This is a genomic window from Vibrio gallaecicus (assembly GCF_024347495.1).
GTDB lineage: Bacteria > Pseudomonadota > Gammaproteobacteria > Enterobacterales > Vibrionaceae > Vibrio > Vibrio gallaecicus.
The window spans coordinates 2382786-2403330 of the sequence record NZ_AP025490.1 but is presented as its reverse complement, the minus strand read 5'-3'; the positions used below and the strand labels follow the sequence as shown (position 1 = coordinate 2403330).

General features: G+C 40.8%; 18 protein-coding genes. 13 read left to right on the top strand and 5 right to left on the bottom strand.

The annotated features are described in order from the left end of the window. The first annotated feature begins 131 nt into the window (after nt 1-131). The 4 genes from OCU78_RS10275 to OCU78_RS10260 all read left to right on the top strand — a co-directional run bounded on the left by OCU78_RS10275 (nt 132) and on the right by OCU78_RS10260 (nt 6855). Nucleotides 132-3479: a helix-turn-helix domain-containing protein gene (locus OCU78_RS10275; RefSeq protein ID WP_137374798.1), complete on the top strand. Its 3348-nt coding sequence runs from the start codon at nt 132-134 to the stop codon at nt 3477-3479. Between the two features lie 651 nt (nt 3480-4130). Next, nucleotides 4131-4352: a FeoA family protein gene (locus OCU78_RS10270; RefSeq protein WP_137374737.1), complete on the top strand. Its 222-nt coding sequence runs from the start codon at nt 4131-4133 to the stop codon at nt 4350-4352. A 2-nt stretch (nt 4353-4354) separates the two neighbouring features. After that, complete coding sequence (gene feoB / locus OCU78_RS10265) at nt 4355-6628, top strand: Fe(2+) transporter permease subunit FeoB (RefSeq protein WP_137374736.1); 2274 nt, start codon at nt 4355-4357, stop codon at nt 6626-6628. Further along, on the top strand, nt 6625-6855 hold the full coding sequence (locus OCU78_RS10260; protein WP_137374735.1) for a FeoC-like transcriptional regulator: 231 nt from the start codon (nt 6625-6627) through the stop codon (nt 6853-6855). Before feoB ends, OCU78_RS10260 begins: the two co-directional genes overlap by 4 nt. Before the next feature lie 145 nt (nt 6856-7000). On the opposite strand, the gene OCU78_RS10255 is transcribed toward OCU78_RS10260, so the two are convergent. Then, nucleotides 7001-7429, bottom strand: coding sequence for an HIT family protein (locus tag OCU78_RS10255; RefSeq protein ID WP_137374734.1), 429 nt, complete (start codon nt 7427-7429; stop codon nt 7001-7003). 105 nt (nt 7430-7534) lie between these two features. Continuing rightward, nucleotides 7535-9268, bottom strand: coding sequence for an arginine--tRNA ligase (gene argS / locus OCU78_RS10250; RefSeq protein ID WP_137374733.1), 1734 nt, complete (start codon nt 9266-9268; stop codon nt 7535-7537). 313 nt (nt 9269-9581) lie between these two features. On the opposite strand from argS, the gene OCU78_RS10245 reads away from it, so the two are divergent. Next, a complete protein-coding gene (locus OCU78_RS10245) occupies nt 9582-10178 on the top strand; it encodes a VOC family protein (protein ID WP_373367630.1) in 597 nt (198 codons plus the stop codon). Nucleotides 10179-10334: 156 nt separating this feature from the next. On the opposite strand, the gene purU is transcribed toward OCU78_RS10245, so the two are convergent. Then, nucleotides 10335-11168 carry a formyltetrahydrofolate deformylase gene (gene purU, locus OCU78_RS10240; protein WP_137374732.1) on the bottom strand — a complete coding sequence of 278 codons (834 nt, stop codon included), beginning with the start codon at nt 11166-11168 and terminating at the stop codon, nt 10335-10337. 216 nt (nt 11169-11384) lie between these two features. Here purU and OCU78_RS10235 point away from each other — a divergent pair, with 216 nt between their 5' ends. The 8 genes from OCU78_RS10235 to rnd all read left to right on the top strand — a co-directional run bounded on the left by OCU78_RS10235 (nt 11385) and on the right by rnd (nt 19353). Then, a complete protein-coding gene (locus tag OCU78_RS10235; protein WP_137374731.1) occupies nt 11385-11585 on the top strand; it encodes a hypothetical protein in 201 nt (66 codons plus the stop codon). Nucleotides 11586-11704: 119 nt separating this feature from the next. Further along, entirely contained in the window at nt 11705-13633 is a 1929-nt protein-coding gene (locus OCU78_RS10230) for an ATP-dependent DNA helicase (protein ID WP_137374730.1), read from the top strand. A 57-nt stretch (nt 13634-13690) separates the two neighbouring features. Further along, nucleotides 13691-14392, top strand: a complete 702-nt coding sequence (gene tsaB, locus OCU78_RS10225; protein ID WP_137374729.1) for a tRNA (adenosine(37)-N6)-threonylcarbamoyltransferase complex dimerization subunit type 1 TsaB — start codon at nt 13691-13693, stop codon at nt 14390-14392. Between the two features lie 145 nt (nt 14393-14537). Further along, nucleotides 14538-14843: a chromosome partitioning protein ParA gene (locus tag OCU78_RS10220; protein ID WP_137374728.1), complete on the top strand. Its 306-nt coding sequence runs from the start codon at nt 14538-14540 to the stop codon at nt 14841-14843. Between the two features lie 39 nt (nt 14844-14882). Further along, nucleotides 14883-15443 carry a Slp family lipoprotein gene (locus tag OCU78_RS10215; protein WP_137374727.1) on the top strand — a complete coding sequence of 187 codons (561 nt, stop codon included), beginning with the start codon at nt 14883-14885 and terminating at the stop codon, nt 15441-15443. A gap of 37 nt (nt 15444-15480) precedes the next feature. Further along, on the top strand, nt 15481-16332 hold the full coding sequence (locus OCU78_RS10210; RefSeq protein ID WP_137374726.1) for an alpha/beta fold hydrolase: 852 nt from the start codon (nt 15481-15483) through the stop codon (nt 16330-16332). A gap of 108 nt (nt 16333-16440) precedes the next feature. Then, complete coding sequence (fadD, locus tag OCU78_RS10205) at nt 16441-18135, top strand: long-chain-fatty-acid--CoA ligase FadD (RefSeq protein WP_137374725.1); 1695 nt, start codon at nt 16441-16443, stop codon at nt 18133-18135. A 99-nt stretch (nt 18136-18234) separates the two neighbouring features. Beyond that, nucleotides 18235-19353, top strand: coding sequence for a ribonuclease D (gene rnd / locus OCU78_RS10200; protein WP_137374724.1), 1119 nt, complete (start codon nt 18235-18237; stop codon nt 19351-19353). A gap of 101 nt (nt 19354-19454) precedes the next feature. Here the strand turns inward: rnd and minE are convergent, their stop codons facing one another. Both minE and minD read right to left on the bottom strand, forming a co-directional pair. Beyond that, entirely contained in the window at nt 19455-19718 is a 264-nt protein-coding gene (gene minE, locus OCU78_RS10195; protein WP_137374723.1) for a cell division topological specificity factor MinE, read from the bottom strand. Between the two features lie 6 nt (nt 19719-19724). After that, the gene (gene minD / locus OCU78_RS10190) at nt 19725-20537 is read right to left on the bottom strand and encodes a septum site-determining protein MinD (RefSeq protein ID WP_137374722.1); all 813 of its coding nucleotides are present in this window, start codon (nt 20535-20537) and stop codon (nt 19725-19727) included. Nucleotides 20538-20545 lie beyond the last annotated feature (8 nt).

Below are 20545 nucleotides of genomic sequence, written 5' to 3'. Positions count from 1 at the left end.
CATTTTCAGCTAGAATGATTAGATAATTATTAGTATAAAAAATGTCTGCTATCAATTGTAGTGCATAATAGATTCTTCTTGCTGTTTAGGGTTTAAAGTTGTTCCATTATTTAATTCGAGTATTCATATTACTGAGTACTTCATTTAATGCTTTCGCGTTAAATACTTCTCCAACTGTTTTTTATCCTTTGCCGATTCAGGTGCAAGGAAACTTCCTTGCGGCTAAAAATCTTTACTTAGGTGAAGGAGGCGGCTTATGGATTCATGATGTTCATGGCAAAGTTCAGTTTTATGATGGGGTGAATTTACTACCAAGGAAAGGAAGTTTACTGCCTTTTTCTTCAGATAATATTGCCTTTCATAAAGGTGAATTTTGGACTTTTTTTGACAACGAAGTCTATCGTCACACTCCAGGGCAAGAAAGTGCATTAGCCTTCAGTTTGAGTCCAGGCTCTGTGATTACTAACATAGGCACCTCAAATGGTTATATTTGGGTGACGGATGATACGAATTTTTATACATACAGTGTTCATTCTGAAGGGTTTGAAACTTACTCTCTCTTAAGTTTATATCAGCACAACAAGCGAAGTGATATTCAAATCAATGATGCAATTAAAGTGCTATCTAAGTGGGTGCTAGCAACAAGTTCTGGTGTTTACTTATCAAATGAAGATGAATTTAATCATATATCGCCTTCGGGGAAGAATTATGTCGAAAAGCTGTATTTTTCTAGTACTCGGCGCGAGCTAGTTATTGGAACGTTAAAAGGTATCATCATAATAAAAGTTGGGGAGGGGAATCAGCCAATTAAAAAGGTTCGTGGGTCACATGTTCTTTCGCTTGCTGAAACTTCGGATGCTTATTGGGTGGGAACTGAGCATGGGTTATTCAGTTATGATTTTTTTTCTGGAGATATTACTCGATTTAAAAAATCACCTAACGAAGATTTCGCGTTACCCGGAGAGAAAATCTATTCATTAATTAATGACACATATGGCGGCATGTGGATTGCTACCAACAATGGAATTAGGTACTTCTCACTGTTTAGCAAAACATTTTCCCGAACTCCTTTGAAAGGGAAAGGAATGCAATCTAGCGATATTATCGTGAACAAACTGCATGTAGAGACCCCTACTAGTTATTGGGTCGCTTCTTCTTCTGGAGTTTACTTTATTGAAGAAAATAGCACTCCTAAATTAGTGTATTCGGGCAATGTTTCGGACTTTTACTTTAATAAAAATAAAATGTGGTTGGCGACAGATTCGGGGCTAGTTTCAATTGATAAGCTAACATTTGAACGTGTTATGTTGCCGAATAACTTACGTCATTTAACTATTCAGAATATTGCTTTTAGCCATGATAAGACGGTGTGGATGACATCGGGGCAAGATTTATATGCGTTAAACCTTGTCACCGGACGATTAAAAAATTACGGTTCAGATTGGTTAGTGGACAAATACCTACCTGCTAAAATTACCGAATTAACAGCCAGTGAGAGCGAAAGTGTATACATTGGTACCGATCATGGTTTTTATACTTTTTCTAACGAATCTATAAAGTTTAATAAACCGAGTGGACGTTTTGGTAATATTGTCGACATTGTAAATGCGGCTGATGGTTCGCAGTGGTTTGCCAGTAGCTATGGGTTGTACCGTATGCCTTTTGAAGGTTCCTTCCTTGAAGGTGTGCCATTAGTTGAAGACAACATTAATCCACGCTGTTTGATATCAGACACTAACGGTATTTGGTTGGGGTCTTCAAAAGGACTGAGCTATTACAACTTAGATGGTGAACTCCTTAGGCATATAGGAGCCCCCTTTGGATTAGTCGCTAATGAGATTGCTGTAGGAGCTTGCTCTTCATTTTACGATGAGGGGCAAAAGTCGATGTCACTATTATTAGGCTCAAAACATGGTGTAATCAAAACTTTATCGGCAGAGCTGCTTGTTTCAAATCCCCCTCAAAGTCGTGTTCTTTTAAGCCGGATAAGTGTTGATCAAGAAACCGTATCTATAGGTGGGAAGCAGGTGGTATTAGAGCCATTCACGTATGGCACATCAATCAGCTTTAAATTAGGTGTCCTTCCAACACCGTTTATACACTCTTTAGAGTATCGTTTAAGTGAGAAAGAGCCTTGGACTGAATTCGAAGGAGGTTTGCTGACTTTAGAGCACTTATTGCCAGGTAGTTATACCTTACAAGTCCGCCCCATAGAGGACTCTCATTACCATTTTGATACGATTATTCAGTCTTTTTCCGTATCTGAACCTTGGTATTTCACGCGTTTAGCTGCTTTTGCAAGTTTACTCCTATTTATTGGTATTATTACTATTTGTGTTTTTTGGCGTTCTAGGTTTGTCACTTATGCAAATAAACAGTTAAAAGCCCAGGTAGCTTTGAAAACAGACCAGTTAAGGCATCAAAGCCGAATATTACTAGCAACTAATCAGCAACTTAAGAAGCAACTGCAAGTAAAGAATGTATTGGTAGAAAGTGTAGCAGACTCACTATCGACACAGGTTAATGAAGTTGTACATCAACTACCTAGCTGGGAAGGTAACCCCAATCAAACGCCTATTATTAATTTAAAAAATGGCTTAGAGCAGCTAAAAAATAGCCCTGAAAGAGCAAGCAGCTCAATGTTTGGATGCGACATTATCCTTATTTTTGAATCTGTTCTGAAAGCTTGGCAAGCTGATTTACTTAAAGCTGGTATTAATCTAGATATAAAAGTAGACACGACCTATAGGCACATTGAGTTGCACTATTTTAACCTTGATATACTTTTCAATAGTTTGATATCAAGCATAATAAAACGCAGCTTCAAATCTCAAACAATGAAAGTTTGGATTGAAGAAGAAAATGAAAAGTTAGTCATTACAATCATTGATAATGGTTCTTCATTGTCCAAGCTCTCAAATAGCCATCTAGAAAATGAGGCTAACCCTATCCCTGACCTCAACATCGAAAAGTTGCCGCTCTTAATAAAGCAAAGCGGTGGGGATTTTGAGATGTTCACATCTGAAGCTCAAAATAAAGTGAGGCTTTCTTGGGGGATTGATTTTTCAACTCTACAGAAGGTTGTGGCAAGCACTCTTGAGCAAGTCACCACAGATAACGTTAATGCTAGTGATCTTGAAGTGGATAAATTGAGTCCAGAAGAAGAATGGAAACATAAAGTCTATCTTCTTATTTGTGAGCATTATTCTGATCCTGAATTCGGAACAGCTGCCGCGGCTAAGAGTTTATTCATGTCAGAAAGAAGCCTTCAGCGACGTTTTAAGTCTGCTTATCAGCGAACATTTAATGAGTATCTGAATGAGGTACGTTTAGAAAAAGCATGCGAGAGGTTATTAGCTGGTGGAAAAATATCAGAAGTCGCTTTCGATTCAGGCTTTAATGACCCTTCTTATTTTAGTCAGAAATTCAAACATCACTTTGGAGTGTCTCCCTCTAAGTTCTCTGAAAATTCCGATTAGTTTTCTAACGCTAATTAAGCCCATAAATAAGCCTCAGCCAATGCTGGGGTTTTTTATTGCTTACTGCGAATCAGGTATGGATATACTGAGTTAAGAGAGTTAAGAGAGTTAAGAGAGTTAAGAGAGTTAAGAGAGTTAAGAGAGTTAAGAGAGTTAAGAGAGTTAAGAGAGTTAAGAGAGTTAAGAGAGTTAAGAGAGTTAAGAGAGTTAAGAGAGAAATGAAAAAAAATATCGTGGCATAGCCGGGGGGACTATGCCACGGGTGCCAATGACACCTTCGCTTGCTGCCGGAGTGATAGGCAAGCCCATCACTTCTGGAATTAATGTTAAAGAGAAGTAGTTTCTCTTCGATGGAATAACTATATGCTGGTCCACTTAATTTCCTTATAAAATTAACGACAATTGATAGTGATAAAAGCGACAATCTTTTAACTTGCTGTTTTTAAATGGTTAAATTCAAAATTATTATTTTTGTACTAGTTAGTTAGTTTATTGCTAGTGTTGAAAATAACGTTTTTGACGAGGTTTTTTTAACGAAAGTTACGTATTTATTTTTGGAAACTTTGATTTCACACAGTAAAAGCAAGGTTTTATGTCTGTAAAATTATCGCTAATAAAAATCCTTCTCATTATCAATGGTAAGTAGCAATCATGAAACTCTCACAACTAGAACAAGGGAAAACAGCTTCTGTTGTAAACCTTGCGGATTTAACTTCTGACGTCAGAAAAAAACTGATGGTAATGGGTTTACTCCCTAATACAGAAATAAAACTGATTCGCAGAGCGCCTATGGGTGATCCTCTGCAAGTTGAGGTGAGAGGTGTGTCCATCGCTATTCGCCAAAGTATCGCTGAGTTAATTGAGGTAATGTAATTATGGAATATCAAGTACTCACGGTAGGTAATCCGAACAGTGGTAAAACAACTTTGTTTAATGCGTTAACTGGCGCAAAGCAACATGTTGGTAATTGGGTTGGTGTGACAGTTGAAAAGAAAACTGGTCAGTACAGCCACGCTGGTGATCAGTTTAAGCTAACAGACTTACCGGGGATCTATGCTTTAGATAGCGGTAATGACAGTAACAGTATTGATGAATCCATTGCTTCACGTGCGGTTTTAACTCACCCCGCAGACGTTATTATTAATGTTGTTGATGCTACATGTTTAGAGCGAAGTTTATACATGACACTTCAATTGCGCGAATTAGGTCGCCCAATGATTGTTGTTTTGAATAAGATGGATGCGTTAAAACGTGAGCGCCAAGTCATCAATTTGAAGGCATTAGAAAAGGAACTAGGGTGCCCAGTGCTTAGTCTTTCTGCTAATGACAAAGCACAAGCTGGTCGCTTCAAAGAAAAGCTACATAAGCTCTTGGTACAAGAAGTCAATTTAGAGCCTTTATCTATTCAGTATTCCGGTGATATGGAAGCTTTGATTACAAAAGTCTCAACACAATTTACAGATGCTGATGTTTCACACCGTGCTTTGGCTATTCGATCTTTAGAAAATGATTTATTAGTTCTAAATAGTTTGTCTCAGAAAGAACGAGAACTTGTTGATGAAATACGCTTGGGCGCTGGCTGCGATATAGATTTGTGCGTTGCGGATGCTAAGTACACTTTTTTACATGATCTTTGTAAACGTGTTCGCCGCAGTGAAGGTAAGCTGAGCAGAAATTTTACTGAGAAAGCAGATCAATTCATTCTCAACAAGTGGGTGGGTATTCCATTCTTCTTTATTGTTATGTATCTGATGTTCATGTTTTCTATCAACATTGGTGGCGCATTTATTGATTTCTTCGATATTGGTGTCGGTAGTTTGTTAGTGGATGGCGGGCATTACCTTCTTGATGGTCATTTACCTGTTTGGTTGGTGACAGTTTTAGCGGATGGTATTGGTGGCGGTATCCAAACCGTTGCAACATTTATTCCGGTCATTGCTGCGTTATACTTATTCTTAGCAGTGCTTGAAAGCTCAGGTTATATGGCACGCGCAGCTTTTGTTCTTGATAAAGTGATGCAAAAAATTGGCTTACCGGGTAAAGCATTCGTTCCTTTAGTTTTAGGCTTTGGCTGTAATGTACCTTCAATTATGGCAACAAGAACGCTAGACCAAGAACGTGAACGTAAACTAGCAGCGGCAATGGCACCCTTTATGTCTTGTGGAGCTCGTTTACCTGTATATGCATTATTTGCTGCAGCTTTTTTCCCAGGAGCGGGGCAAAACGTTGTATTTGCGTTATATATCTTAGGTATCGTCGCGGCAGTGTTTACCGGTCTATTTTTGAAAAGTACTTTATACCCGGGTAGCAGTGATAGTTTAGTCATGGAAATGCCAGACTATGAACTACCAACTGTACAAAATGTCATGATTAAAACTTGGCAGAAACTTAAACGTTTTGTTCTTGGTGCCGGTAAAACCATCGTAATGGTCGTAGCAATTTTGAGCTTTTTAAATTCACTGGGTATGGATGGTAGCTTTGGTAATGAAGATAGTGAAAATTCAGTACTTTCAAGAGCAGCACAAATTGTAACACCTGTATTTTCACCAATTGGTATCACTGAAGAAAACTGGCCAGCAACGGTTGGTATCATCACTGGTATTTTCGCCAAAGAAGCCGTAGTAGGTACATTAAATAGCCTTTACACGTCGCCTAGTGATGAAGATGGTGCTGAGTTTGACTTAGCGGCAAGCCTTGAAGAGGCTGTTATGTCTATACCTGAAAATTTAGCTGGTTTAAGTTACTCAGACCCTCTTGGAATTGAAGTGGGTGATTTAACTGACTCTGGCGCGGTTGCAGAAGATCAAGAGGTCGATTCTTCAATTTTTGGTAACTTGAAAGATAAATTCGTGTCTGGTCATGCTGCCTTTGCCTACTTGATCCTTATCTTGTTATATACCCCATGTGTAGCCGCAATGGGTGCCTATGTAAAAGAATTTGGTCAAATGTTTGCACGTTTTATTGCCGTGTGGACGATGGCTTTAGGTTACTTTGGTGCGACTTTTTACTATCAAGCAGCTAACTTTGCGCTGCACCCTGTGAGTAGTGCTATTTGGATGATGGCGATTGCTGGCGGTTTTGTACTTACCTATCGTGTATTTAAGACTATTGGTAATAAGCAGAAAACGCTTGAGGTGCAAGTTGTATGATTTTGACTGAACTTCATCATTATATTGATAGCCATGGTGTGGCAGCTCGAAAAGAGCTATCGTCTAAATTTGGCATGAGTGAAGATGGCGTTGATGCAATGCTGAATGTGTGGGTTAAGAAAGGTAAAATCTCTCGATTAGTGGATACTAATCAACATGGGAACACTACACGTATTCGCTATACTATTAGTAAGCAGGATGGCTTGTCGCTAAATGTAATGATGTAATCCCAAGCCTTACATGATCGTAAATTAACAAACAGTACGGTTATTAAAAAAGCCGCTCATCTAATTAGGTGTGCGGCTTTTTGTTATTCGTTCTGAGCAATATTTCTTACTAGTCGCCTTATAAGGACAAACAAGGCAGATAAAATTATGCTTTTTTGAAGATTGAGCTCAGTGATAACACATTTTGAATTCGTGTCAGAATGGTAAGTTGATCTTCTTCACTACGTTGCTCACCTTTGGTATTCCCCCAAACAGGTCCTGGCCATGCAATGTCATCTTTGAAGCGAGCAATATGGTGAATGTGCAGTTGTGGCACCATGTTGCCTAGTGCACCTAGGTTTAATTTATCTGGTTGGAATGTCGCTTCAAGAGCTTGGTTAACTGCTTGCGATTCATGTAGGAATTGCTGCTGCTCTTTCATGGGTAAATGATGCAGCTCTTTGAGGTTGGCACGTTTAGGCACCAAGATAACCCAAGGTACTGCGCTGTCTTTGTGCAGTAATGCTAAGCTCAGCGGAAATTCGCCAATCAGTGTTGTGTCTTTTGCTAATTGTGGGTGAAGTTCAAAACTCATTATACTATCCATTTCAGTTTCTTGAATTCAGTATACGCTAGATAAAACAAAAGGTTGATGCTCTCACATTAACCTTTGTATTTAATCATAGTAACTCTGTTGGAATTACATACGCTCTAGTGTTTCGATGCCTAGAAGCGATAGACCTTGCTTAATTGTCTTCGCTGTTAGCGCAGCAAGCTTAAGGCGGCTCTGCTTAACTGTTTCGTCTTCTGCTACTAGGATAGGGCACGCTTCATAGAAGCTAGAGAATTGACCGGCAAGTTCGAACAGGTAGCTACACATAATATGCGGCTGACCTTCACGAGCAACAGACTGTACCGCTTCTTCAAATTGTAGAAGTTTCGCGATAAGTGTTTTCTCTTTCTCTTCAGTGATTTTGATGTCACCTTCAAGAGAGTCCATAGAAACACCAGCTTTAGCAAATACAGAAGCAACACGAGTGTATGCGTACTGCATGTATGGTGCTGTGTTACCTTCGAATGCAAGCATGTTGTCCCAGTCAAACACGTAGTCAGTGGTACGGTGCTTAGAAAGGTCTGCGTATTTAACTGCCGCCATTGCAACAGTGTTAGCAATCTTAGTTTTTTCTTCTGAATCTAAGCCTGGGTTTTTAGACTCAATCAGTTTTTCAGCGCGCTGTTCAGCTTCGTCTAGTAGGTCTGTTAGTTTTACAGAACCGCCTGCACGAGTTTTGAATGGCTTACCATCTTTACCTAGCATCATACCGAACGCGTGGTGCTCAAGAGAAACAGACTCAGGGATGAATCCAGCTTTACGAACGATAGTCCAAGCTTGCATTAGGTGTTGGTGCTGACGTGAGTCGATGAAGTAAAGTACGCGATCTGCGCCTAGCTCTTCATAACGGTATTTTGCACACGCAATGTCTGTTGTTGTGTAAAGGAAACCGCCGTCACGTTTCTGGATGATAACGCCCATTGGGTCGCCATCTTTATTCTTGTATTCGTCTAGGAATACAACCTGTGCGCCGTCATCTTCTTTAGCAAGACCTTGCTCTTTTAAATCAGCAACGACTTTAGGAAGCATGTCGTTATACATGCTTTCACCCATCACATCATTCAATGAAAGTGATACGTTTAAACGCTCATAGTTACGTTGGTTTTGAACCATTGTGATATCGACAAGCTTCTTCCACATTTCAGCACAGTACTCGTCACCACTTTGTAGCTTAACCACGTAGTTACGAGCCTTAACTGCAAATTCTTCGTCTTCGTCGTAAAGCTTTTTAGATTCACGGTAGAAAGCTTCAAGGTCTGAAAGTTCCATTGAAACTTGACCTGATTCAGCCTGAACGCGCTCAAGGTTGGCGATAAGCATACCGAATTGAGTACCCCAATCACCAATGTGGTTAGCACGGATAACGTTGTGACCTAAAAACTCAAGAGTGCGAGTTACCGCATCGCCAATAACGGTTGAACGAATGTGGTGAACAGCCATTTCTTTTGCAACGTTTGGTGCTGAGTAGTCAGTCACAATTGTTTGTGATTCAGCAGTCGCAACACCAAGGCGAGAGTCGGCTAAAGCTGCTTCAGCTTGTTGTGCTAGGAAAGCTTCATCTAGGAAGATGTTTAGGAAACCGGGACCCGCGATTTCAACTTTAGAAGCGATACCGTCTAGGTTTAGAACGTCCAATACTTTTTGAGCAAATTCTCGTGGGTTAGTGCCTAGTCGTTTAGCAACGCCCATTACGCCGTTTGCTTGGTAGTCACCAAATTGTGCTTTTGCAGATTGGCGAACAGCAGCAGGAGAGCCTGCAGGTGCGCCAGCGGCTTCTAGAGCCTGAGATACTTTGTCATTAATAAGTGCTTGGATATTCACACGAGTTTCCTTCAATTCAAGGATGATAAGAGTGGCCGTTATTTCGTGGTCATTGAATCGACTATTAGTGTTCTCACTTAACGATTTAATGATGAAATTAACAGCAGACTCTGTTTAAGTTCACAAAAATGGCGGTAATCATACCAATTTTGTGTAGCTTCTTATAGGTCGAATTGCTAGAAAATTGACTTTTTCTAAAGCCAGTTTGGTTACTGGCTATTTATAATTAAAAGCGTGGAATTTTGAGAGCGGCTCTTGTTGCTAATCGTAGAGCTGATAACATGCGCCGATTAATGGCAGAACAATGAGATAAATGATGAGCCTACAGCAAGCGGCATTAGAGCCAACCCAAATGATCGCACGTTTAGACGATTTTATGGAGCAGATCGAAGACTTAGGAAATAAGCTTGGATTGGATTTGAGTTTTGCTCAAGCAGACCATATTGCACTACGTATTAACGAAACTGAATTGGCGAAAGCTGCTCATCAAGCATGGTCTAAATATGGCTCTACTATTTCAGAAGCGATGATCAATGGTCGTCCAATCGTAGTATTGGCGTTTGATAAACCACTACAAAGCCGTGGTTGGAAAATTGAATGCTTAGAGCTGCCATATCCAGCAGAAGGCAAAGTTTACCCAAACCAAGATTGGGAGCACGTCGAGTTTGTCATCCCATCTCACGCGCAAACGGCAGATGAATATTTAGCTGACTTAAAAGAAACTTACCCGATGTTTGCGTTGAAAATGCAGACTATCGCTGAAGAAGGCGTGAAGATTAAGTTATCTAGCCCGAAAGGTGAGGGTGAGCGCTTAAACAACCCTACGGTGGCTTTCAAGTATCAGGGGATTTGTATCAAAGTGCACCCGCATTCATTGAAGAAAATAGTTGAGTCTGAGCAGGAAGGCTAGAGAGTTCTATTCATCTCAATTTTTCTTTTCTGAAAAACAAAAGGGTTGGCGTTTGTGCCAACCCTTTAAAGTGTTATCTATTACACGTTTTCATTCGTGATGTGCTTTTTTAAACGCAATGTGCTTTTACGAAAACCGCTTTAACGCAATGCGCTTTTATAAGATAACGGTTTTATTGCCGTATACAAAAACGTGATCGTTAATCACTTTATTCAGTGCTTTACTTAGAACATTTTTTTCAACATCTCGACCAGCTTGTGCCATATCTTTCGCGCTAAAGTTATGATCCACTGGGATTACATCTTGCTTAATGATCGGTCCTTCATCGAGGTCGTTTGTTACAAAGTGAGCCGTTGCACCAATAATCTTCACCCCTCGTTCATAAGCCTGTTGGTAAGGCTTTGCGCCAATAAATGCAGGCAAGAAACTGTGATGGATGTTAATGATTTTATGATTATATCTTTCAACGAAGCCAGGGGTAAGCACTCGCATATATTTCGCGAGAACTAAATAGTCAGCTTCGTAAGTGTCTATCACTTCAAGCATCTTCTGCTCATGCTCTTCACGATTCAACCCTTCGTGTGAAACATGATGATAAGGAATGTCAAAACGCTCGGTTAGGCTTTGTAGCGTGTCGTAGTTACCTACAACGGCAGCGATGTCTACATCTAGGCTGCCATCAAAATTTTTCATTAAAATATCACCAAGACAATGCGCTTCTTTTGTCACAAGAACGACAACACGTTTACGAGAAGAACCGATAAGTGTGCGTTTAGCATTACTTGGTAAAGCTTGGTCTAAATCAGCCAGCAAGGTTTCATCATTGAAGTACCCTTCTAGCTCTGTACGCATGAAAAAGTGACCGCTAGTGTTATCTACAAATTCATTATTATGAATAATATTTAGTTGATGCTTATAACAAATATTCGTTATTTTTGAGATTAGGCCTGGGGCATCGGTACAGTGTGTTAGCAGTGTTTTCTTTTCCATTTGCATCCTACTTCCATGAAATATTTTTTTTATTCTCTGAATTAAATATCGACCCGCCGAACGGTGAGCTAAGCCGCAATATCAGAGCTACAATTAATCTATCATTATTTTGCTTTCAACAAAATCTACCATGTATTTTATAGATTAATAAATTTTCTTCGATGGTCGATTTGTACTTATAGCTGCTTAGCTATAGCGTTAACCAAGGTGGTATTTATGGATAAAGAGTTACTAGCAAAAAAACTGTATTGCGAACGAGTAAGCTCGCTACTGGGTGATGAGCAAATGGACGATGATGTTCTGGCTGAAATGTGGGAAAGCAAAGCCTCACCAACAGAAGCAGCTAAAGCCATGCAGCCATCAGATGACGGTTTCGGCGCAGCTCCTTGGTTATCTCGTTACCTTAACCGTAAATAACTTGTATTAAGTTTCCCGCAATACATCCCGAACACCCCGGTGCGAAGTCATTCTTGATTCGCGCCGGCTCACTAAACCTGACATAATTCCTCTTCTTTCTACTCTCTAAATCGTACTCTATGATCTCTAAAACCTTTTCTGCGAATGGTGCGCTTGGCAAAGCAATTCCAGGGTTTCAGCCGCGACAAGCTCAATTGGATATGGCCGAAGCTGTTTCAAAAGCAATTCAATCTGAAGGGCAACTTGTGGTTGAAGCTGGGACCGGAACAGGTAAAACGTTCGCTTACCTTGTGCCTGCATTACTCAGCGGTAAAAAAATTATCATAAGTACCGGCTCTAAGAACCTTCAAGAGCAGTTGTACCATCGTGACCTGCCGTTAATGGTTGATGCACTTGGCTATTATGGTCAGGTTGCGTTATTAAAAGGGCGATCGAACTATCTGTGTTTAGATAGATTAAGTCGGCAGATGGTTGAAAGCCATGGTATGCATTCTGACCCCACACTTCTTGCTCAACTTGTTAAAGTTCGCTCTTGGTCGTCGAGTACAAAAACTGGTGATTTAGGGGATTGTGACGATATAGCTGAAGACAGCGTAATTATTCCAACCATCACTTCCACCAATGATAATTGCTTAGGAAAAGAGTGCCCTAGTTACACGGACTGCTTTGTGTTGAAAGCCCGTAAAAGAGCCATGGATTCTGATGTGGTCGTAGTGAATCATCACTTATTTCTTGCGGATTTAGCGATAAAAGAAACGGGATTTGGTGAGCTGATCCCAGAAGCCGATGTATTTATTTTTGATGAAGCGCATCAGCTGCCAGACATTGCGAGTCAGTATTTTGGTCAATCGGTATCTAGCAGGCAAGTACAAGAACTCGCAAAAGATATTGAAATTGCTTATCGCACAGAAGCTAAAGACATGCGTCAGTTACAAAAAGTGGGCGATAAATTAATTCAGTCAGCAATGGATATGAGGATTGTCTTAGGTGATACCGGTTTTCGTGGAAATTGGCGTGAAGCCTTAAAATCTGAATCGATCGCTAGAGAGCTTTTGCGTCTCCAGGATGCGTTGCAACTGGCAGTCGATGTTTTAAAACTGGCTTTAGGTCGCAGCCAACTTCTAGATACCGCCTTTGAGCGTGCCAATATGATAAAAGCGAGGATTGAACGTGTTTGTGACGTTTCAATCACTGGATATTCCTATTGGTACGATACAACACCAAGACATTTTGCCTTACATATTACTCCGCTATCAGTAGCAGATAAATTTCATGAGCAAATTCAACTGAAACCAGGAGCGTGGGTTTTCACTTCGGCTACTTTAGCTGTTTCCGATGACTTCGATCATTTTACCTCTCGTTTGGGCTTAAAGCCTGAGTCCCAGTTTTCATTACCAAGCCCGTTTGATTTCCCAAGCCAAGCTCGGTTATGTGTGCCTCGCTATTTACCAGAACCCAATAGCCCAGGGCTTGCAGATAAACTGGTGCGAATGTTAACCCCGGTAATTGAACAGAACCAAGGCCGCTGTTTTTTCTTGTGTACTTCTCACAGTATGATGAAAGAACTTGGCGAGCGTTTTCGGGAAACATTAAGTGTACCAGTGTTACTACAAGGTGAGACAAGTAAGCAAAAAACGTTGGCAGAATTTATGGAATTAGGTAACGCATTGCTGGTGGCGACAGGGGCTTTTTGGGAAGGGATCGACGTTAGGGGCGACGCGTTAAGCTGTGTTATCATTGATAAGCTACCCTTTACGGCTCCTGATGACCCTTTGTTAAAAGCTAGAATTGAGGACTGTAAACTGAAGGGAGGAGACCCGTTTGCGCAAGTTCAGTTGCCTGACGCTGTTATTACATTGAAGCAAGGAGTAGGGCGGTTAATTCGTGATAAACGAGATCGTGGTGCTTTGATCATTTGTGATAACCGCTTAGTTACCCGAGTTTACGGAGGCATATTTTTGGCAAGCTTACCGCCAATACCGCGTACTCGTGACTTAGGGGTCATAAAAGATTTCTTAGCTAAACATTCAACAGTAACGGATGAATAAAACGTTATTCGGGTTTAGCCATTACTTAATACCAAACAAAGATTATTTGAGACATTAATGAGCGCAAAAATTCTTGCAGTAGATACCGCTACTGAAAACTGTTCAGTAGCATTGATGGTTGGCGAACAAGTGTTTGCACGCAGCGAAGTAGCCCCTCGTGACCATACAAAAAAAATACTACCTATGGTTGATGAAGTACTGAAAGAAGCCGGTATGACATTAAACGAACTCGATGCGATTGCCTTCGGTCAAGGTCCTGGTAGCTTTACTGGAGTCCGTATTGGTATAGGTATTGCTCAAGGTTTAGCATTTGGAGCAGAACTGCCAATGGTAGGGATTTCTACTTTAGCAGCAATGGCACAAGGTTGTTACCGTAAGCAAGGTGATACTCATGTAGCGAGTGCCATTGATGCTCGTATGAGTGAAGTTTACTGGGGACGTTATAGCCGAGAGCAAGACGGAAGCTGGGCAGCTTTTGATGCTGAATGTGTTATTGCGCCAAGCGATTTAGTTGAGCAAGTTCAACGAGATGAGCAGACATGGTCTAAAGTGGGAACTGGATGGGAAGCGTATGCTGAGCATATGGATACCATTGATCTACATAGTAAAGAGAGCGATGTGTTATTCCCAGAAGCACAAGACATTGCTTTTCTTGCTCAATTTGCTTTTGCTGAAGGCAAAGTGGTAGAAGCTGAGCAATCTGCACCAGTTTATCTACGTGATAAAGTTGCTTGGAAAAAACTACCAGGTCGTGAGTAAACCTTTCAGGCTAACTTAATGACAATCTGTTTAAGCCGTTGTGAGTTACGTTAGCAGCTTAAGTCATTAATGAAATGTTTATTTATCGCAGAGTATGATTAACCTGATGACGTGTTCAGGTTAATCATCAAATTCGGAGGCTATCATGGTTTCGATTAATGGATTACCCCCTTCTTCGATAGGCAATACTCAAAAGACCAATCGAACCAATAAGAAGAATGAAGTCAAGAAGGGTGATAATAAAGGGTCTGTAGGGCAACCCACAAAAGTTGCTAATGCTGTCTCTCACTCTATTCGTCATGTCCAAGAGTCTGATATTCATAAAGCCCAACTTCAATATGATCTTCCAGAAGGACGAGCTCGCCGAGCGATGGAAGAGTATATGGATGTGATGAATCAAGCTAAAAAAGAGGAACTTGCCAAGCTTATCGGAGTCGATATCTATATCTAACGCTGAATTTTCTTTTCTCCTGCTTTAAGGATGCACATCATGTTTTCTCTATTTCCTAAGTTTCGTTTTATTTTTCTTATTCTATTTTCTGCTTTGGTGATGGGATGCTCTACGCTGCCAACTGAACTAGAGGCGAACTCTGAAGCTGTGATCACAGATTATCAGGAGTGGGTTAATCAGCTACCAGAAGCAAGTGATATTCGATTAGGTGGTGTGATTGCAAAAATCACAAACTTAGAGAATAAAACTCGAATTGAAGTGGTAAATTTACCAATATCAAAGGATGGAAAGCCAGACATCAACGCTGAGCCTAGTGGACGTTTTGTTGGTTACATCGACGGGTATCTTGAACCTTTAAGTTTTGCTGAAGGGCGACTAATTACGCTGGTTGGTACATCAACAGGTACAGAAGATGGCAACATTGGTGAGTTCCCTTATACCTTCCCCGTCATGGACATTTACAATCATCGTTTATGGCAAATTACAGAGAGAGTGGTGGTTAACGATTTTGGTCCAACTTATTACTCTTGCAGCAGTTTACATTGCCGAAATTTCAGAACTATGCCAACTCAAGGTCGAGTTGTGAAAGACCTTGAATAGACATTATACAAATTAACATTAGGGCTTTATCTAAGCGATGATTGAAAAATCGTATTCCCTCGCAAGTGGGACTCTTGCGGCACAAGAGCTAGGAAACCCTGAAACGGCCGTAGTGACGGTCGTTTTTATTCATGGTTGGCTAGATAACTCTTCAAGCTTTTCTACCGTAATGGAAGAATTATCAGCTTTATACCCAGAAGGACACTTGGTTGCAATTGATCTTTTGGGTCATGGGCTCTCTTCTCATAAACCTCAGGCTTTTTACCCTTTTCATGACTACATCGATGACTTACACCAAGTATTGTCTAAAATCTCAGCAAACAGATTGGTTCTGATAGGACATTCGCTTGGTGCATTAATCGCAAGTTGTTATAGTGCCGCCTTTCCTGAAAATGTATCAGGATTAGTTCAAATTGAAGGTCATGGACCTCTTTCTGAAGCACCTGAGCAAACAGTTTCTCGGTTGAGAAATGGGGTGTTGAGCCGACAGCGGCATCGCAGAAAACCTTCACGTCCTTTGGCAAGTATTGAGGACGCAATAAAGCTAAGATCAATCACTAACCATATTAAACCGGAACTCATTGCTCCTATTGTTGTAAGAGGAGTAGTTAATCGTGAAGGTATATGGCAGTGGCGATATGACCCAAATTTAAAGTGTGACTCTCTCTACCGAATGTCTCAAGAACATTCGGATGCGATCATGGCATCTATTGTTTGCCCGCAACTAATTATATTAGGCAATAACGGTTTTCGTCATTTACAACACAATCGCTACAAGTTAGCCGATAGTGACCTAAGAATAGAGAGAATCCCCGGCGGTCATCATTGCCATTTAGAGAATCCTATAGCTGTATCTGAACTAATCTTTGGTGTAGTTAACAAAATTTAAACAAGTGTTTGAGCCTTTTAGTGCTCAAGCACTAAAGCTGTGCTGTAATACTCCGCATATAAAAATAGCGGCGGTTATGGTCGTCAGCTTATTACGAGGAGTAACATCGTGGATAAACCTTGGCTTTCACGCTACCCAAGTGACGTACCAGAAACGATCAACCCAGATCAATACGCATCTCTTGTTGAAATGTTTGAGCAATCTGTTCAGAAATATGCAGACCAACCTGCATTTATGAATATGGGTTCAGTCATGACATTCCGTAAGTTAGAAGAGCGCAGCCGTGCTTTTGCCGCTTACTTGCAAAATGACTTGAAGCTTAAAAAAGGTGATCGAGTTGCGTTGATGATGCCTAACTTGCTTCAATACCCAATTGCCTTATTTGGTGTATTACGTGCAGGTATGATCGCGGTTAACGTGAACCCTCTGTATACCCCTCGTGAATTAGAGCACCAGCTGAATGATTCTGGCGCTAAAGCTATCGTTATCGTTTCTAACTTTGCTAGCACGCTAGAAAAAGTCGTCGATAACACACCAGTTAAACACGTGGTATTGACTAGCCTAGGTCAGATGCTACCTCGTGCGAAAGGCACGATTGTCGACTTCGTTGTCAAATACGTGAAAGGTATGGTGCCAAAGTATGATCTTCCAGGCGCTATCTCTTTTAGAAAAGCACTGCATAAAGGTCGACGCCTTCAATATGTAAAACCGTTTATGTCGGGAGATGATATTGCTTTCCTTCAATACACTGGCGGTACAACGGGTGTAGCGAAAGGGGCGATTCTTACTCACAGAAATATGATTGCGAATGTACTTCAAGCGAAAGGGGCTTATGGTCCTGTACTTGAAGAAGGTCGAGAGTTGGTAGTTACGGCATTGCCGCTTTATCACGTATTTGCTCTTACGGTGAACTGCCTATTATTCGTTGAAATTGGTGGTCAAAACTTATTGATTACTAACCCAAGAGATATTCCAGCGTTCATTAAAGAACTACAAAAGCATGACTTTACCGCTATTACAGGCGTAAATACGCTGTTTAATGCACTGGTCAATAATGAAGATTTCCATGAACTTGATTTTAGCAACCTTCGCCTATCTGTAGGTGGCGGTATGGCAGTTCAACGTGCAGTTGCGGAACAGTGGAAGAAAGCGACAGGTATTCATTTACTGGAAGGCTATGGCTTAACTGAATGTGCACCTCTAGTAACCGGGAACCCATACGATCTGAAAGACTACACGGGTGCTATTGGCTTGCCTGTACCTTCTACAGAAGTTCGTATTATTGATGATGAAGGTCACCCAGTATCGAATGATCAAGTCGGTGAATTGCAAGTACGTGGCCCTCAAGTGATGCAAGGATACTGGCAGAGACCGGAAGCAACAAAAGAAGTGATCAATCAAGAAGGTTGGTTATCAACAGGTGACATAGTTAAGTTTGATGACGAAGGCTTATTACACATTGTTGACCGTAAGAAAGATATGATTTTAGTTTCAGGCTTTAATGTTTACCCGAATGAAGTAGAAGATGTGGTTGCTCTTCATGGGAAAGTGTTAGAAGTGGCTGCGATAGGTCAAGATAATGATGTGTCTGGTGAGCTTGTTAAAATTTACGTAGTGAAGCGTGATCCTAGCCTAACGAAAGATGAAATCATTACCCATTGTCGTGAGCATTTAACTGGCTATAAAGTTCCTAAACTTGTTGAGTTCAAAGAAGAGTTACCTAAAACAAACGTAGGAAAAATTCTTCGCCGCGTATTACGTGAAGAGAATGAAGCTAAGTTAGCAGAGCTAGAAAGTGCGTAAGCAGACAATCTAATAAAATCATGTGAAAAGTGTTAGAATGCCGGCAGTTATGTCGGCATTTTTGTATGCGACAATTATTGAAACCTAGTGAGAGTTTTTGTGAACTATCAAATCATTACCCAATTGCAAGATCTTGAGCAAGTCTGCCTTCAAGCACGAGAAGCTGATGTTGTTATGCTCGATACGGAATTCGTGCGAACAAGAACCTATTATCCTCAGTTAGGTTTAATTCAGTTATTTGATGGTGAAACATTATCTTTAATCGACCCTGTCGCACTTGATGAAATGACACCGTTTGTCGACTTATTGCAAGACACTTCGGTATTGAAAGTATTGCATGCCTGTGGTGAAGACCTTGAAGTGTTCCAAAATGCTTTTGGTTGTACACCAACGCCAATGGTTGATACACAAATCATGGCGGCTTTCTTAGGGCATGGTTTGTCGACTGGCTTTGCTGCATTAGTTTCTGAGTTTGTCGGTGTTGATTTGGATAAAAGTGAATCTCGAACGGATTGGCTAGCGCGCCCACTTTCCCAAAAGCAGCTAGATTACGCAGCAGCAGACGTGCATTACTTATTGCCGATGTATAACAAGCTGTTAGATAAAGTGACAGAAGTGGGCTGGTGGGATGCAGCCAAGCAAGAGTCGGCTTTGCAAGTAGCCAAGCGTATTCGTCCAAGTGAGCCTGAAAAAGCATACCTTGATATAAAAGGGGCATGGCAGCTTAAACCAAATCAACTGGCGATTCTTAAGCCATTAGCAACTTGGCGACTAAAAGAAGCGATCAAACGAGATCTCGCGCTTAATTTCGTATTTAAAGAGCAAGACTTATGGGCTGTGGCTCGGTTTGCACTTAAAAATCCGAAAGATATGGAAAAAGAAGGGTTTGATATTCGTTCGGTTCGCCGTCACGGGGCAAAACTAAGCTCTATTGTGAAACTTGCAGAGCACACGCCTGAAGAAGAGTACCCAGCGGTTGTGGAACGTTTGATGGACTTCCCTGGTTACAAACAAATCTTTAAAGTATTGAAAGATGAAGTGAAATTAGCGTCTGAAAAGAGTGGTTTAGCGACGGAGTTTTTAGCGTCTAAGAAGCAATTAAATCAAATGCTAAGCTGGGTTTGGAAACACAAGCGTAATCCTGAAAAGCTACCAGATGTTATGCAAGGCTGGCGTTTAGAGTTACTTGGTGTTCATCTGGACAAAAAAATTAAATAGCATGAGGGAAAACTAATTACTGTTTTTCTGATTTAATAGAAATAAAAAAGAGAGCCGAGGCTCTCTTTTTTTACGTATTACATCAAGATGAAAGTAAGTGATTACTTTTCGTCGTCTGGCAGTTTTACATTCAGTTCGAGTACTGAAATGTCATCATCTTTATGCTCGAAAGAAAGATCAACCATTGAGGGGTCTACATCTACATACTTAGCAATCACTTTAAGAATATCTTCTTTAAGCTGTGGTAAATATGAAGGTGAAGGATCACCATGACTGCGGCGTTCAGCAACAATAATTTGTAAACGCTCTTTTGCTAAATTTGCAGTGGTTTTCTTTTGTGGTCTAAAAAACTCTAGTAATGACATCGTATATTAGCCTCCGAACAGTCGTTTGAAGATGCCCTTCTTCTCTTCCGTTAAGAAACGGAAATCAACTTGGTTACCGAGTAGTCGTTCTACGGTATCGTTATATGCCATGCCTGCATCTGTCGCGTCATCAAAGATAACGGGTACACCTTTGTTTGAAGCGTTCAAGACTGCTTGGCTCTCAGGGATAACACCTAATAGTGAAATATGAAGAATATCTTCAACATCTTCTACGCTAAGCATTTCACCTTGAGTCACACGCGCTGGGTTGTAACGAGTTAACAGTAAGTGCTGCTTTACTGGCTCTAGCCCATCTTCGGCACGTCGTGATTTTGAGTCTAAAATTCCTAGAATACGGTCTGAATCGCGTACTGAAGAAACTTCTGGGTTAGTCGTAACAATGGCTTCGTCTGCGAAGTAAAGTGCCATTAGAGCACCTTGCTCGATACCTGCTGGTGAATCACAGATGATGAAGTCAAAGCCCATCTCATCTAATTCAGCAAATACACGTTTTACGCCATCTTTCGTCAAGGCATCTTTATCGCGAGTTTGAGAAGCGGGCAGAATAAATAGGTTATCTGTACGCTTATCTTTGATCATTGCTTGGTTTAGTGTTGCTTCACCATTGATCACGTTAACAAAGTCATAGACGACCCTGCGTTCACAGCCCATGATTAAATCTAGATTACGTAAGCCGATATCGAAATCAATTACGGCGGTTTTTTTGCCTTTTAGCGCTAAGCCAGAGGCGATAGCCGCACTTGATGTCGTTTTACCAACTCCACCTTTACCTGACGTTACAACAATAATGCGTGCCATTGTTTTTT